18 protein-coding genes and 1 pseudogene are annotated in these 12,741 nt (G+C 48.4%); 7 read left to right on the top strand and 12 right to left on the bottom strand.

From position 1 onward, the window contains the following. Positions 1 to 149 precede the first annotated feature (149 nt). Both JNO11_RS09145 and JNO11_RS09140 read left to right on the top strand, forming a co-directional pair. Complete coding sequence (locus JNO11_RS09145) at positions 150 to 1,085, top strand: hypothetical protein (RefSeq protein ID WP_325177218.1); 936 nt, start codon at positions 150 to 152, stop codon at positions 1,083 to 1,085. A gap of 22 nt (positions 1,086 to 1,107) precedes the next feature. After that, positions 1,108 to 1,683 carry a hypothetical protein gene (locus tag JNO11_RS09140; RefSeq protein ID WP_325177217.1) on the top strand — a complete coding sequence of 192 codons (576 nt, stop codon included), beginning with the start codon at positions 1,108 to 1,110 and terminating at the stop codon, positions 1,681 to 1,683. Positions 1,684 to 1,704: 21 nt separating this feature from the next. On the opposite strand, the gene JNO11_RS09135 is transcribed toward JNO11_RS09140, so the two are convergent. The 11 genes and pseudogenes from JNO11_RS09135 to JNO11_RS09085 all read right to left on the bottom strand — a co-directional run bounded on the left by JNO11_RS09135 (position 1,705) and on the right by JNO11_RS09085 (position 8,190). Continuing rightward, entirely contained in the window at positions 1,705 to 2,070 is a 366-nt protein-coding gene (locus tag JNO11_RS09135; protein ID WP_325177216.1) for an antiterminator Q family protein, read from the bottom strand. Positions 2,071 to 2,091: 21 nt separating this feature from the next. Further along, a pseudogene (locus JNO11_RS09130) lies at positions 2,092 to 3,110 on the bottom strand (DUF968 domain-containing protein). Continuing rightward, entirely contained in the window at positions 3,107 to 3,472 is a 366-nt protein-coding gene (locus tag JNO11_RS09125; RefSeq protein ID WP_325177215.1) for a RusA family crossover junction endodeoxyribonuclease, read from the bottom strand. Before JNO11_RS09125 ends, JNO11_RS09130 begins: the two are co-directional and overlap by 4 nt. A gap of 8 nt (positions 3,473 to 3,480) precedes the next feature. Then, positions 3,481 to 4,236, bottom strand: a complete 756-nt coding sequence (locus JNO11_RS09120) for a hypothetical protein (protein WP_235764450.1) — start codon at positions 4,234 to 4,236, stop codon at positions 3,481 to 3,483. Continuing rightward, positions 4,233 to 5,555, bottom strand: coding sequence for a chromosome partitioning protein ParB (locus tag JNO11_RS09115; protein ID WP_325177214.1), 1,323 nt, complete (start codon positions 5,553 to 5,555; stop codon positions 4,233 to 4,235). The genes JNO11_RS09120 and JNO11_RS09115 overlap by 4 nt, the downstream gene beginning before the upstream one ends. Further along, positions 5,552 to 5,674, bottom strand: coding sequence for a hypothetical protein (locus tag JNO11_RS09110; RefSeq protein ID WP_254920038.1), 123 nt, complete (start codon positions 5,672 to 5,674; stop codon positions 5,552 to 5,554). The genes JNO11_RS09115 and JNO11_RS09110 overlap by 4 nt, the downstream gene beginning before the upstream one ends. 93 nt (positions 5,675 to 5,767) lie before the next feature. Further along, complete coding sequence (locus tag JNO11_RS09105; protein ID WP_325177213.1) at positions 5,768 to 6,106, bottom strand: PerC family transcriptional regulator; 339 nt, start codon at positions 6,104 to 6,106, stop codon at positions 5,768 to 5,770. 13 nt (positions 6,107 to 6,119) lie between these two features. Next, a complete protein-coding gene (locus JNO11_RS09100) occupies positions 6,120 to 7,013 on the bottom strand; it encodes a conserved phage C-terminal domain-containing protein (protein WP_325177212.1) in 894 nt (297 codons plus the stop codon). Beyond that, positions 7,003 to 7,185, bottom strand: coding sequence for a DUF4222 domain-containing protein (locus JNO11_RS09095; protein WP_325177211.1), 183 nt, complete (start codon positions 7,183 to 7,185; stop codon positions 7,003 to 7,005). Before JNO11_RS09095 ends, JNO11_RS09100 begins: the two co-directional genes overlap by 11 nt. A gap of 186 nt (positions 7,186 to 7,371) precedes the next feature. Beyond that, complete coding sequence (locus JNO11_RS09090; RefSeq protein ID WP_325177210.1) at positions 7,372 to 7,920, bottom strand: YmfL family putative regulatory protein; 549 nt, start codon at positions 7,918 to 7,920, stop codon at positions 7,372 to 7,374. A gap of 54 nt (positions 7,921 to 7,974) precedes the next feature. Then, a complete protein-coding gene (locus JNO11_RS09085; RefSeq protein WP_187508842.1) occupies positions 7,975 to 8,190 on the bottom strand; it encodes a helix-turn-helix transcriptional regulator in 216 nt (71 codons plus the stop codon). Positions 8,191 to 8,298: 108 nt separating this feature from the next. Here JNO11_RS09085 and JNO11_RS09080 point away from each other — a divergent pair, with 108 nt between their 5' ends. From JNO11_RS09080 to JNO11_RS09065, 4 genes are read left to right on the top strand one after another with little or no spacing between them, the layout of a single operon-like run. Beyond that, positions 8,299 to 8,946 carry a LexA family transcriptional regulator gene (locus JNO11_RS09080; protein ID WP_325177662.1) on the top strand — a complete coding sequence of 216 codons (648 nt, stop codon included), beginning with the start codon at positions 8,299 to 8,301 and terminating at the stop codon, positions 8,944 to 8,946. Positions 8,947 to 8,978: 32 nt separating this feature from the next. Next, positions 8,979 to 9,803 carry a hypothetical protein gene (locus tag JNO11_RS09075; protein ID WP_325177209.1) on the top strand — a complete coding sequence of 275 codons (825 nt, stop codon included), beginning with the start codon at positions 8,979 to 8,981 and terminating at the stop codon, positions 9,801 to 9,803. Then, positions 9,800 to 10,192: a DUF3037 domain-containing protein gene (locus tag JNO11_RS09070; protein ID WP_325177208.1), complete on the top strand. Its 393-nt coding sequence runs from the start codon at positions 9,800 to 9,802 to the stop codon at positions 10,190 to 10,192. The genes JNO11_RS09075 and JNO11_RS09070 overlap by 4 nt, the downstream gene beginning before the upstream one ends. 31 nt (positions 10,193 to 10,223) lie before the next feature. Further along, a complete protein-coding gene (locus JNO11_RS09065) occupies positions 10,224 to 10,619 on the top strand; it encodes a hypothetical protein (protein WP_325177207.1) in 396 nt (131 codons plus the stop codon). Between the two features lie 77 nt (positions 10,620 to 10,696). Here the strand turns inward: JNO11_RS09065 and fumD are convergent, their stop codons facing one another. Beyond that, the gene (fumD, locus tag JNO11_RS09060) at positions 10,697 to 10,900 is read right to left on the bottom strand and encodes a fumarate hydratase FumD (RefSeq protein ID WP_325177206.1); all 204 of its coding nucleotides are present in this window, start codon (positions 10,898 to 10,900) and stop codon (positions 10,697 to 10,699) included. 1,043 nt (positions 10,901 to 11,943) lie between these two features. Between fumD and JNO11_RS09055 the strand changes: the two genes are divergently transcribed. Then, positions 11,944 to 12,741 carry a hypothetical protein gene (locus tag JNO11_RS09055; RefSeq protein WP_325177205.1) on the top strand — a complete coding sequence of 266 codons (798 nt, stop codon included), beginning with the start codon at positions 11,944 to 11,946 and terminating at the stop codon, positions 12,739 to 12,741.

Here is a 12,741-nt window from a genome sequence, read left to right as displayed (position 1 = left end):
GTAGTGCTACGTAGAAACCACTCTTATCACACTACAATAGTTTTTGCGTACGCGTTACTAATATTTTAAAGTAGTAAAAATAAGAATAATCTGGCATCTGGGCCCCCCCATTCTAGATGGTCCCAAGCTAAGCAAATCAAGGAAAGTCGATGCTTTTAGGTGACAACGAACGTTTTATCATCAAGTGTGATTTAGATCTGGAACCATTTCCTAAAGATGCACCAATCATGCTTCTTAGAAATTGCATTCCTACATTACGAAAGCTTTTGAAAGAAGGTAATGCTCATTATGAGGTCAACAAAGGCCAATCTGTCATTCGGCTTCTTAACCTTGACGAACAGACCACACACTATTGTTTGCTGTTTCAATATGCTAACCGTGAAGCCTCGGACCCAGCTTTTGCAAATCTAAAAACCGGTGTTAGCCGCATTGCAAAAAAAGCAGCCGATGAAGGACTCGGAGCTACAGCTCATGTACTTATTGAGAAAACTACTCGCAACGAAGCTTTCCCTTACACTTATGCCGCTGTAATTGAGGAAGTGCCGGGAATCACTCGCGCTCTGCTATCGCAGGCTCTGACGTTTTTCTTTAAAGATTGTGGTTTTACATATCAAAAACCCGATGGAAAAAATGATCTGAAATGCAGACCCATTGTAGATTTGAGCTTTCATGCTTCTTCTACCCTTGAGAAGACACTTGCCACAGGTTATCTATCAGGCATAGTAGCCTCAAGAAAAGCTTCAAAAAACGCTCTTGATGAAGAGGGCCTTATTGAAGTTGAAGAGGAAATTTTGAAGATCAGCACGAAGTTCAAACGTGGTGAAAAAGCTGTTCAGGCGGTTAAGAAAGCCTACGATAAGTTACGAGGCATGGGTTATGGTACGATGCGTATCACTTATAAAGACGCAAACAGGCGTACTGGCACAGATAGTTTCAGTTTATCACCGGAGCGAAGCCTGAAAGAGTTAGCGACAGCACAGTTAGCACAGCGAGATAAAGCTATTCTTGGCACAGCTATCAATGTCTGCCAGGATGCGCAGCACAGTGAGTTAGTAAAGAAAATGCTAGCCTTTATGATAAAATAAAACGCGTCAAAGGAGGCATCTGATGTCAATTTTCAATAAGGTAATGACGCCGATAGATTACTTAAACATCTCTCATAACGAAAAGAGGTGGTTTGATTTTGTTATACCATTGTTCACGGCCGGAATAATTGTTGTGATAATAAACTTGTTGCCTAAGCATATATCTTTCATTGGTAAGGATAGTTTAGTTTCTTTGGTTAATGGGATTTTACAGATATTATCTGGATTTTACATTGCCTCAATGGCTGCAGTGGCAACATTTCAAAAGCCAGGCATGGATGATGTGATGACAGGAGTGCCGCCAAAATTAAGGGGAAAAAACCTAACACGTCGAAAATTCCTAACATATCTCTTTGGATACTTAGCTTTTATTAGTATAGCTATGTATTTTCTTGGCGGCGCTATCCAGCTTACGAGCTCTAGCATTAAGGAAATGCACTTGTCATCTATAGGGTGGTTTAAAAACGCCTGTATATTTATTTATCTAACTATAGTTGGGAACATTCTTTCAACAACCGCTTTAGGTATGTTTTTCATGATAGATAAAATGCATGAAGAGAAAGCCAAGCTGAACATTCCAGATGATAACAAAGACTAGCAAAGCTAGTCTTTTATTTTATTAAATATCAACATTGAATGTTATATCAAGCATCGCCAAGCACCCACCAACAAAACCTTCTGCGGTTTGTAATTCTTTCCTAATTGTTCCATCTGAACATTTTCTTTTTCTGGCGATGGCGCGTAGAGATATGCCCATCACATAGTGAGCGACTAATAATTCGTACTCTTCTGGTTTGTACTTTTTTAACCGAGCTATGCATCCGTCAATAATTAAACCATCATCATCACAACATGGATTTCTTGAGCATTTACCATGTGGGATCAATCCTTTAAACCCTGCGGCAATAGGTTGCCAATCAACACCGCTACTTTCAGCAGCAGCCCACGCGCCCCACCCATCTAACACTTGTGACATGTCACGCATATTTAATCCTCTCCACACACTTTATTTTTTGTCTGTCCCGATCACGCCGACTGCAATCGCGAAATCAAGGAACCTGAACAGCAGCTCTATCTGACTGCCGTATTTCGCTTCAAACGCTTTCATATCCCGGTGCAGTTCATCGTGATGCGCTCTGCATAGCGGTATCACAAATAAATCATGCGCCTTTGTTCCCATTCCCCCCTTGTCCATGCCCGATGATGTGATGAGGATCGTCAGCCTTCACACCGCAACATGCGCACTTCTGCGACTTTATCCATCGTGTGTATTTCTCACTTTCCCAGCGCTTTCGCTTGGGGCGCTTCATGAAGGATTCTGGTGATTCAGGGTCGGTGCGCAGGTCGATTATCTTTTTTGACCAACTCAGCAGCATCCTGGATCACCTCACGCGCCGGTCGCGCAGGAACAATACGGGCCTCTTTAAGCTCGCCGCTCTGGATAGTCTCTTTCGGCATACGCAGAACGCGCCGGGCCGGTGCCTCTGGTATCAGGTCAATCACATCATTCAAGGTTGCCCACCAGCACAGTTCCGGCAGGGCCAGTTGATGGTCACCGTTTAGCGCCATCTGGCTGCATGCCGCCCTGATTATCCAGAGTGCGGTGTTACCTTTGGCGATATTCTCCAGGCTACCGGGTACGCCGTTTTCCCTGAACTCATTATCGTGGCTATAGCAAAGAGAAACCAGGCCGTTTTCGATTTCTGACACTGTGAATTCATGGTGATGCCACACTCCCAACTGCTCCCACTGGCAGCACCCGAAGGACTGGACGAAGGATGCCAGCGCATTCGGTCCACCAGCGGCCTTTATCACGCGTTCGTGACTGAAGAAGGGAATCAGTGAGGGCTCATCAAGTAACAGCTGGGTGCCGTCATTAAGCCGCCCTGATGGCAGGTCTGCCATATCCATTGTCGGTGTGCTGATCACCACCCTTCCCTTAAACAGCTTCAACAGGTCTGGTCCTGGCTTCAACAACACAATCCCGGTGCGCGGTGCTACCTCTGGCGTAAGTAATGCTCTCATGCGGCCACCACTTCAAAAGGCGTGATCGTTACTTCGGCCTTGCCCTTCTTCGTCGTTGCGCCCCACTCTACCGAGAATCGCTTTATCTGACTGTCGTCGCTCCAAACACCGGCATGCGTGAGGCTGTCGAATAATGCTTTGAGGTAGTTATCAAGGTCACGCTGGCGCTTGTCTGGCGGGAACAGCAGCACACTCACCTCAACATTCACTGTAATCGGCTGTGGTCGGCGTTTAAGTTGCTCCATGACAGCGGCAAACGCATTGGAGCGGAAACAGCGCCCGGAGGCGCTGATCAATACTCCCTGTCTGGTGTTACGCCAGTACGTGTTAACGCTTGGCGGGAAAGGCAATGTAAGTTTCATATTTCTCCCTACACCGCCAGCTGAAACTGCATGTTGAACCGGTCTCGCTGCTCGCAGTAATTCAGTGAGCCAGGGCTGTTGTGTGACTCGATGCGTTCGACCATCAGTGCAGCGCGAGTCTCTTTTGATGCCGGGGCATACGCTCCTGACCATGCCTTATCGATGCCAATATTTCTGGCAACGTTAGTGCTGTCAGCGCTCGCCAGCGGTAATTTTGTGAAAATTAGAGGATTGAGCATGCGCAGGCCGTGAAGCTTGGCGATGGGCTGACCGAACTCATCTGTAACGTGACGAATAAGGTCTTTCATACGCGCTACAGCAAGGTTCGGACGCTTAACGTCGTACTCTCCGCAACTACCAATCGCTACGCGCGGATACTCATTGCACAACCGGATGAACCGATCATCGCTCTCGTTCATGTGCCATACCGGTACACCATAGAAATCTCCGTGTGGCCACTCATCAAGAAGCGCCTCGTTCTCAGCCTCACCTCCGTCGATGACATCAGGGATGATGGCAAAATCGAAACCTGGATGATTTTTCCAGCGCGCCACGAATTCGTAGTAATCACCCCAGTCGATTTTGTTTCGGCCAGCTGCCTTCCACGCAGTAAATGCGCCATTATCAAGAGCAAATGACTGACAGCATTCGGAGGCGAGATTTATCTGGCCCGCATGAGCAAAGGAGATAAAAGCGTGACGGGCTTTCCACGCTCTGATGGCACATGTATCAGGTGTTATAGGTCCACCATGGTAATGGATCATGCAACCCTCCCAGCCAGAGCGGGCAGTTCTTTAATTGCCTGACGCAGCATGCGGATATTTGTCCAGCAATCACGGCTAGTCTGCTCCACCAGCGCGATAAACTCCTGAACCGTGCACGGCCTGTCCTGGCGAACGTCAATCAGCACCGCTGAAAAACGCTGCAACTGTTCCTTTGCCAGCTCTGGATCATCGTACTGCTCTGACACCCACAGCTTCAGTTCAAGATCGTCATGATGCTCTTTGATGAGGCGCACTGCTTTAGCAATGGTCTCTGCCGGAACTGTCACACAGGTAGGGTTCTCAACGGAGTCCGCCGCCCAGGTATGCGCGTACTTTGATTCGCTGTAGGTGTACTCAGCTTTCATTTTGAACGCGGCAACTACGCACGCCCATGCTTCAACACCGCTTTGCTCAAGGATTTCGTGTTTTAGAAGCGGCAGGTCATCACCATCGCCGTTCTCTGACTTAACCGGGGCCGGTTGTTCGCTTACTGATTGAGTCACGCCGTAGTGCTCTTTGGCGATCAGGATAATATCCATCAGCTCAGCGGCCTGCAGGTCAGTTTCAAACGTCAGCGTAATGCGTGCGCCTTCATCGCTCTGCTCTGTCTGAGAATGTTTAGCAATCAGTTCTGCAAGCTTACGTGCCTGGGCAGCACTGAACTGCGGCATAGCATCGGTCTTAGTCAGCTTCTTCTTCCCTGCCGCTTTCGCCTTCTGCATCTGCTCCTGTGCTACTGATGATGCTTTCACGCCATGTTCGCGCTGCAGGGCTACTGCTGTGGTTGCAGCCACTTCACCGGACTTCACCATTTCAATCAGAGGTTCGCCAACGGTCAGCAGCTGCAAGTGTTGCTCAACATCGGTGATCGAACGTTTCACTTTGGCGGCAATCTCAGCTGGCTCTAAGCCCTGGTTAACGAGACGCTGATAGGCTGCTGCGCGTTCCAGCGGCAACAGGGCGCGGCCCTGGCTACTGGTGACCATGAACGCCACGCTGTCCGCCTCACTCCCCACGAAGTCTTTGCACTCAAGGCGCAGCGTATAGCCCGCTTCCTGAGCCAGCTTTGCACCGTAATAGCGGTGATGGCCATCGATGATCTTAATGCCCTTCTCGGTGACCTTAACAGCCAGCGGAGGCACATGTTCACCAGCGATAAAGGCGTCGCGGAACTCCTCGACATGGGTCTGATCGATATCACGAATGTTGTAATTAGTTTCGACATACAGCTCATCAACGCCCAGCAGGTAGGTTTTGCGGGTAGTGATATCGGTATCGCTATTTTTCTTGTCGTCGTAAATGCGCGCTAATGTGCTCATGCTGTGGTCAGCTCCCATGTCAGGACAATAATCAGGGCGGCAATCATCACCGCTGCGGTGCGGATGGCCTGGTAGAAAATCTCATTGCGTTGGTAGTGGCTCTTAAGGTGCGCTTTCATAACAAATCCCTGTTCACACTGGCTGAAATGATGCGACCGGTGTCGAGTCCACCGTAGCTGCCACAGTTAAGTGAGCCTTTCACGGCGCAGCGGTCACAATTCTTTTTTGGCTTCGTTGCGGGATGCATCGAACCGGGCCACCAGCATCGCTTCACGCCAGACCTGCGCGGCACGTAACCAGAATCCTTTCGCCTCCAGTTCGCTGGCCTGCTTCGCCATGTGGCTGTATTTCTCGCTCTCTGCCGGTAACGGGTCAGTGTTAATCGAATAACTCCAGTCGCTCGCCCGCTTCAGCAGCCCTCTGGTGAACAACGGTTTGATAAAGCGCTTCACTGAAGTCTCATGCAGACCAGTGAGCTTGCAGAGTTCGCGAACCTTCAGCGGGCCATTGCAGGTAATCAGTTCAAGAATTTTTGATTCGTGGTTGATCATGATTATTTTCCTGTTAACCGCGAAAGCCATGAGGCACTGAGCTGTCAGGCTGTGGAATGACAGTGATATCCCGCTGCATGTTGCGCTTCAGGGCATTCCACTCAGATCGTGGTGGGCGACCAGCTTTATCCCACTTGGTAGCTGACTGGAGATAGCCAGGCAGGTTGCCGGGGATGAACAGCGTTTTGGGACGCATGTACTGGTATTCCTCAGTGCCTTCCCAGTGGGCGTGTTTGTAATCCACCACCAGGCAAAGCTCTTCCACCGTGAAGGAGTCTTTCAGGCGGGACTTGATATGACCCATCGACGACTGCGCTTCAGTGTGTTTTGCGCCAGTCACTTTGTTCAGGTGACGCAAAACCTGACGAGAGCGATTAAGAATTGACCACTCATCGTCTGGTTGCGACGCAACCTGACAAAAGGGTTTTTTATCTGATGGATCATGTTTTGAATTTACTGACGGATCGTCGCCAGATTCTGGCGGGTCAAAACTGTTATTTTTGCTGGATTCTGACGGGTGAAAATTTGATGCCTCAAAATTCGGTGCATCAGATTTTGAAGCGTCATATTTTGATGTGTCAGATTCTGACGCCTCAGATTCTGACAGGTGAGCAGCAGCCGACTCGCGGAGTTTTTTTACGTTCAGCTGATACATGTTCGAGTTGTTGCGGTTGCCTTTGCGACGCGACGTGCTGGTCAGCCAGCCTTCACTTTCCAGCTTGCGAATCGAGGTACGAACAGTGCTCGGGCCAGCGCCAATCTGACGGGCAATGGTAGCGATTGACGGCCAGCAAACGCCCTCATCGCTTGAGAAGTCAGCAAGGCGTGCCATGATGGCTACCATAGTGATCTTCATGCCGGATGATGCGCAGCCGTCCCAGACGAATGCAGATAATTTAACGCTCATTACTTACCTCAACCTCTCTGAAATATTGCTTGAACCGTTCGAGAGAGCTGAAGCACTCGCCATGTTCGTAATTGTCACGCAGGTAGATAACCCTGTCGTTCTCTGGCTCCCAGCGAATGACCCGCACAGGGATGCCGCGCTTATCTCGGAAGATGCGGTCAAGTTCTCGCATTTGGTCGCCTTCATTCGCTGGTTAGCATCGCCCACAGCCCAGTCAACAAAGCTGTGGTTAACTTCCTCTGCGCCGCCTGGTACATTAAGCACATACCGCAGCGGCTCACTGCTGAAACGGCCACCAGCTGAAGGGAGGCAACGGAATTGCGGTAACCCTGATAATCTGGTTAAATTGATCACGCGATTAGTTCTCCACACACGTTGATTTAGTCGCATCGAACGCCGCGGGCTGCAATCCTGCGGCGTTCACCTTTTCTGGCGGGCAAAACACGCGATACAGAAGCGTCAGATGCTCCTGCCACTTAGCCATGACCTGATAGCTGTTCTCTTCAATCTGCTCACGCTCCGCAGCATCAATTACCCCGTCAGCAGTTGCTTTTCGAATGTAGGCAGAGTGCTTACCGATCCACTCAACTGACTCCATCAGTCGCTGATTGATATCTGCGTTATCAACATCCTCAATGCCCACAAGCGGAACGTTGACGCTGTTTGACTGACGGGACACCGCGTTAGCGATGTGCTTGGTGTCGCTTGCCTGTTGCAGGACCATCGCCCAGCCCATTGGGAAAATCTGATCGCCATTAGTACGCAGGCGGTTGAACAGAGCATCCTCAGTCACGCCCAGCCATTCAGCTGCTTCTGCATACCCACCCGGAAGACTTGAAATAGTCTTCTTGATTGCTGCCACCAGCCATGCCGGTTGCTTCTCTACCTGCCAATGCTTCTCATCCACGGTTAAGCCCTTTTTCCTGTGGTTACTAAGTGAAAGTGGAACGTCTAAAATCTGTTATTTCTTTGCTCTGCCGGGCGGGAATACATCGTCCAGAGAGCAGTTAGCTCCAAGCTTGTTGAGTCCTAAAACAATCATTCGGCACTCATCAAGGCCTGGCTTACGGATGCTTAGCTCGTAATTGGCTACGCGCGACTGGCCCCAGCCAATAACATCAGCCAAAACAGACTGGGAAATACCGAGCTTCTTTCTTTGCTCAGCGATAGTGTTCATTGGCTTCTCCAAAAGTTAATCACAAAGCAATTACACACAATTCGTGATTAAGAGTCAATGACAAAACGTGTAGATACAGTAATCACACTGCGTGTTAAATTTGATGGGATGAAAACAATGCATGAGTTGATAGGGGAAAGGATCAAAGCCCTTAGAGAAAGCAAAGGATTGAGTCAGGCGCAGCTTGCCAGATTATGTGGCTGGGCAGCTCCGTCACGTTTAGGGAATTATGAATCAGGAACGAGGAAAGTTAGTTCTGACGATGCCATTCTATTAGGGTCTGCTTTAGGAACATCTCCAGCACAGATACTGTTTGGTGAAGATGCCGATGCAGTCTTTAGGCAGTATGAATACCCCCTGTTCACCTATGTCCAGGCTGGTGACTTTTCTGAGGTGGGGAGCTTCACATCAAGAGATGCTAAGGCGTGGGTTCCGACAACTAAGAAGGCCAGTGATAAAGCGTTCTGGCTGGAAGTTAAAGGTCACTCAATGACTGCACCTCAAGGCGTTCGACCAAGTTTCCCGGAAGGTATGCTGATCCTGATTGACCCAGCAGAACCTGTTGAGACGGGTGACTTCTGTGTGGCATCCGCGAACGCAGACTCTGAAGTTACTTTCAAAAAGTATGAGAAGGATGCAGGAGTGAGCTACCTGGTACCGCTTAATCCTGCCTATAGAATTCTGGACTGCGATCACAGCTGCCGCATCATAGGTAAGGTAGTAAAGGCTCAATGGCCTGAAGAGACATTCCAGTAATTTCATATAAATAATCAAGTAGTGGAGTAAAAATGGAAGAAGACTCACAACCTGATAAAAACATTACTGTTCAAGAGCCTCTTTTTACTCTTGAAATTGTTGACTACAGGCCAGCCATGGGAACTGCCCATCTTAGACATACAGTCATTGCATCTGATGGATTAGAGTATGCAATAAAGGGCGTTTCGGACGGTGATGCGTCTTCTTTGTCTGGAATTCCTCATCCCAAACAAATTCCAGCATCTGAGTGGTTATGCACTAAGCTGGCAGAGTTTAGCGGACTACCTACCCCAACTTGTAGGGTTTTGATTGACCCAGACACCGAAGAGCATTTCTTTGGCTCGCGGTATGATCTTGCAGCTGCTAGTAAGCCACAAGAAGAGATTGATTTTGCAGTCGAGTTAATGTCGGGACCATCCATCCTCCGTAAGCAAGTGTGGTCGGTGTACGCCTTTGACCAGTTTGTATTCAATGTTGACAGGCATACTGGGAACTACCTTTACACAAAAAATCGATATGGGAATTTGACTATTCAGGCTTTTGATTTCAGCCTTGCTGCCATGGTCATGGGCTGGCCTAACAAAACTGAATCGGCTCTAATCCCTCCAGGCTTTAACACCACAGACTGCTGGAAAGTGATAAAGCAGTTGACTTATAATGATTTTACCTGTATAGAGCCTGCATTGTTAGTATTGGACAAGATTTCCAGAATCAGTGCAAGTATGGTTGAGAGGATTTTCGAAGACATGCCGGAGTCATGGATAAATCCTCTTCAAAGAGATGCTCTATTGACTTGGTGGTCAAGTGATGGGCGAATTAAGCGAATCGACACAGTCAAAGGGGAGGTGCTGAAATGAGTACATATAAATACAGTATTATCAGAATAACTCCCAACCCCGTGCGTGCCGAGACGATCAATGTAGGTCTTGTTGTGATGAAACCTTCAGGACCTGATGTACGCGTTATAGATAGCCCTGCAAAGTTAAAAGCTATCACAAACATGTTTGGGCTTGAGGCTTTGGAAAATAGTCAAAAGCAGCTTGAGAAAATCCTAACTTCTGGATTGAGTATTGATCAAGCGGCGCTTTTCTTTCAGGGTAGCTTTACTCTATCAAGCGTTGGTACGTTTAACGCTGCGGATGAACGCCAATATGAAAATAAAATCAATGAATTAAATAAGATTTTCATTACTCCTGAGCGTGCAAGGAGGAAAACAGAGGTTTCGCAAAAAAAGAATAATTACTGAGTTAAAAGATAGGTTTGAGCAAGAAGGTATTATGGGCAAAAACCTTCAGGACATCAGTGAGCATAAGGTGGTGCAGGGGTATCCGCTCTCTGAATCTGAAGGGCTTTATGCTGAACTTTTGCTGAAAAACGGGGTCTATCATTTAACCGAAACTTTAGATTTACGGATTTCAAACAATCGCCAGAAGATGGGTGAGTCTGCATTTAAAGCTGTAACAATGAATGCAGCAAAAACTATTTGGAAAAGCGAAGTTAAAACTTTTGTAGTTTTTGCAGCTGACATCCCTCAGGAAAAGGCACATTCTCAACAGCTGAATTTAGTTGGCGGCTATGCTGATAACGTCTTTAATTTATTAAGCAGTGATGATATGGCTTCTTACTATGACCATATGCTCGTTGCAGCTGGAAAGAGCTTAAATTTTAACTGACGTTTTACATTAGTATGCCATTTTGAGTTTGCGTACTCTGCCACAATAGTCCGCCATAGCGCGGGCTTTTTTTATGCCTACCGATCCAGTACTCTCGCCGCAGCTTCCATTGCTTTAACCAGTAGCTCAGACCGGGCGGGGTTCTTCGAGGCCAGTGCCGTTCTGAGTGCATCTGCTATCACTATCTGCTTCGACTCAACCCCAAAATCGTGAAGCGTGAAAACCACGTCACCGACCACTCTGCACATCTCGTCGTAAAGCTCATCTGATTGTTTGCTCATGAAAACTCCCGCCTGAAAACATTAAACAGCCGCCTGAGACCATCATATCCCGCTCAAAATATCACCGAAAAAAATAATTTATCACACGAAAAATCATGCACATATTGTGTTCCGCATACCATGTACACGTTTTGTGATTGACCATCAAATCACATTATGTGTATATTTAACTCATCAGCAGCGAACAGGCAGGACGCCCACGAAGTAGCCGCCCGAGGCGTAAGAAGCTCGGGATGATTCGCTAAAGCAGTTGCAGTGGTGTGAGGGCAGTACAGTGAAGATGATTAAAAACATGTCGAACACAACGGTCAGGGACCTGATTACCTTTTTGAGGCTCTTCCCAGATGGTGATGTTGTCTGTTGTGGTGATGCCGGTGTGGTGAGTGTGCAGTGTGATGTTGAAAACGTGGTTCGCGGACCAGCGTTTTAAGAGTAAGGAATTGCTGTGTTGGCGGTTACTCATGAAGGTTTGTTTAACCGCCTTTTTTAAAAAAGATTAGAGCAAGCCTCGCTGAAAGAATTTTTGAAAGTTCTTTGAACGAGACTGGATGGCTTACTACTTCAAGACGGTCTCAATAAATGTCCACCAAGTAGCGGTACTGCTACCGATATTAGCGGCGACAAGACTATGCAAACGGTAAAGGTCGTTAAAACTCGTTAGGCCGATGAGTTCAGATGGCAATAAAGAACTGACAGCCGGGAAAGACCGGCACACAACAGCAATATCACTGGGCGGTAACGGGACTCATAACCCAATCTGCCGCCTTCCTAGCAGTGATATTTCTGTTGTGGTGAATGCGGCCAGCGCGCGTGGAAGACTGACAAAGATTGCACACAGTCTAAGAGTTTCCGCTCTGGTGTTTGTCAGTCTGACCAGAGCACCGGGAGGCACCCGGCACCGCAGCAACCTTTCAAGTGTGTGGAGTAATCGGGCTGTGGGTTATTGCAGTAACCCACCAGCCAACTTAACGAATCCCAAAAGTTTTTTATTGCCATCACTGGCAAGGGATTCATGCAACAAAAAATCGTGTGTGGAGACAGAAATGAGTAACGAAAACAATATAGCTAACAGCCTGGCAACAGCAATTGCAGCGCACTGCTCAGAGTTTGAAAAGTCACCTGAATTTGCTGACATGGTGCGCAAGCACGTCACCAGCCTGTATGAAGAAGCCATTAAAGACACGTTCCGCTGGGGCGAGTTCCCGCGAGCCGTGAAGAAAGCGCTGGAAGAGGCGCTGCCTGCCAACATCTCCGAACTGGTCGATCTACCACGCTACAACCTGCTGATGGCGAAGGAACTGGCCGCGACGTGGGAAGGCAACGCCGTTTCTGAGCGACTGGTCACCTCGATGCGCGAACACGTTTTGGAGTTCGTGAAGTCCCATGAGGTGCCTCAGTACATCAAGGCATCTGACCTATGGGCTGCGTTCGTCAAAGACCACGAGGAAGAAGCGACGCATGAAGGCTGGGAAGTCCCGTCAGTGCTTATGGCTTACAGCGACTATGGCTCCTTCATGGTCGGACTGGAGAAGGCACCAGAGCAAAGCAGCAGCTATAGCACCCGATCTCGAAGTAAGGACCACGCGTTCCAGTTCGATAACAACCTGTATTTTACTAAACAAACGGCCTATGAAGACCGGGAAACGGTTGATGTGCTGCACGATGGAAAGCCCGTCTGGCGGCTCTTCTCTGGCGCGCTTGAGGGCGATGCGCTGGGCAAGAAGGTACACCAGTTCCGTAGCGACTTCGAAAAGCTGGTAGCGGCGCTTTACTACGGTGACAGCCTGCTTGTTCTCGACGCTGATGATGCAGACGAAATTTGTTATCCAGGAGTCTACTGA

The organism is Pantoea sp. 1B4 (assembly GCF_016925765.1).
Classification (GTDB): Bacteria; Pseudomonadota; Gammaproteobacteria; order Enterobacterales; family Enterobacteriaceae; genus Pantoea; species Pantoea agglomerans.
The sequence above is the reverse complement of the archived record's forward strand: the minus strand, read 5'-3'. Positions and strand labels throughout refer to the sequence as shown.

What these genes read in the sequence shown, in the direction of transcription:
- JNO11_RS09145 (WP_325177218.1), top strand. Translation starts at nt 150, where the DNA reads ATGCTTTTAGGTGACAACGAACGTTTTATCATCAAGTGTGATTTAGAT.
- JNO11_RS09140 (WP_325177217.1), top strand. Translation starts at nt 1,108, where the DNA reads ATGTCAATTTTCAATAAGGTAATGACGCCGATAGATTACTTAAACATC.
- JNO11_RS09135 (WP_325177216.1), bottom strand. Translation starts at nt 2,070, where the DNA reads ATGCGTGACATGTCACAAGTGTTAGATGGGTGGGGCGCGTGGGCTGCT.
- JNO11_RS09125 (WP_325177215.1), bottom strand. Translation starts at nt 3,472, where the DNA reads ATGAAACTTACATTGCCTTTCCCGCCAAGCGTTAACACGTACTGGCGT.
- JNO11_RS09120 (WP_235764450.1), bottom strand. Translation starts at nt 4,236, where the DNA reads ATGATCCATTACCATGGTGGACCTATAACACCTGATACATGTGCCATC.
- JNO11_RS09115 (WP_325177214.1), bottom strand. Translation starts at nt 5,555, where the DNA reads ATGAGCACATTAGCGCGCATTTACGACGACAAGAAAAATAGCGATACC.
- JNO11_RS09110 (WP_254920038.1), bottom strand. Translation starts at nt 5,674, where the DNA reads ATGAAAGCGCACCTTAAGAGCCACTACCAACGCAATGAGATTTTCTAC.
- JNO11_RS09105 (WP_325177213.1), bottom strand. Translation starts at nt 6,106, where the DNA reads ATGATCAACCACGAATCAAAAATTCTTGAACTGATTACCTGCAATGGC.
- JNO11_RS09100 (WP_325177212.1), bottom strand. Translation starts at nt 7,013, where the DNA reads ATGAGCGTTAAATTATCTGCATTCGTCTGGGACGGCTGCGCATCATCC.
- JNO11_RS09095 (WP_325177211.1), bottom strand. Translation starts at nt 7,185, where the DNA reads ATGCGAGAACTTGACCGCATCTTCCGAGATAAGCGCGGCATCCCTGTG.
- JNO11_RS09085 (WP_187508842.1), bottom strand. Translation starts at nt 8,190, where the DNA reads ATGAACACTATCGCTGAGCAAAGAAAGAAGCTCGGTATTTCCCAGTCT.
- JNO11_RS09080 (WP_325177662.1), top strand. Translation starts at nt 8,299, where the DNA reads ATGAAAACAATGCATGAGTTGATAGGGGAAAGGATCAAAGCCCTTAGA.
- JNO11_RS09075 (WP_325177209.1), top strand. Translation starts at nt 8,979, where the DNA reads ATGGAAGAAGACTCACAACCTGATAAAAACATTACTGTTCAAGAGCCT.
- JNO11_RS09070 (WP_325177208.1), top strand. Translation starts at nt 9,800, where the DNA reads ATGAGTACATATAAATACAGTATTATCAGAATAACTCCCAACCCCGTG.
- JNO11_RS09065 (WP_325177207.1), top strand. Translation starts at nt 10,224, where the DNA reads ATGGGCAAAAACCTTCAGGACATCAGTGAGCATAAGGTGGTGCAGGGG.
- fumD (WP_325177206.1), bottom strand. Translation starts at nt 10,900, where the DNA reads ATGAGCAAACAATCAGATGAGCTTTACGACGAGATGTGCAGAGTGGTC.
- JNO11_RS09055 (WP_325177205.1), top strand. Translation starts at nt 11,944, where the DNA reads ATGAGTAACGAAAACAATATAGCTAACAGCCTGGCAACAGCAATTGCA.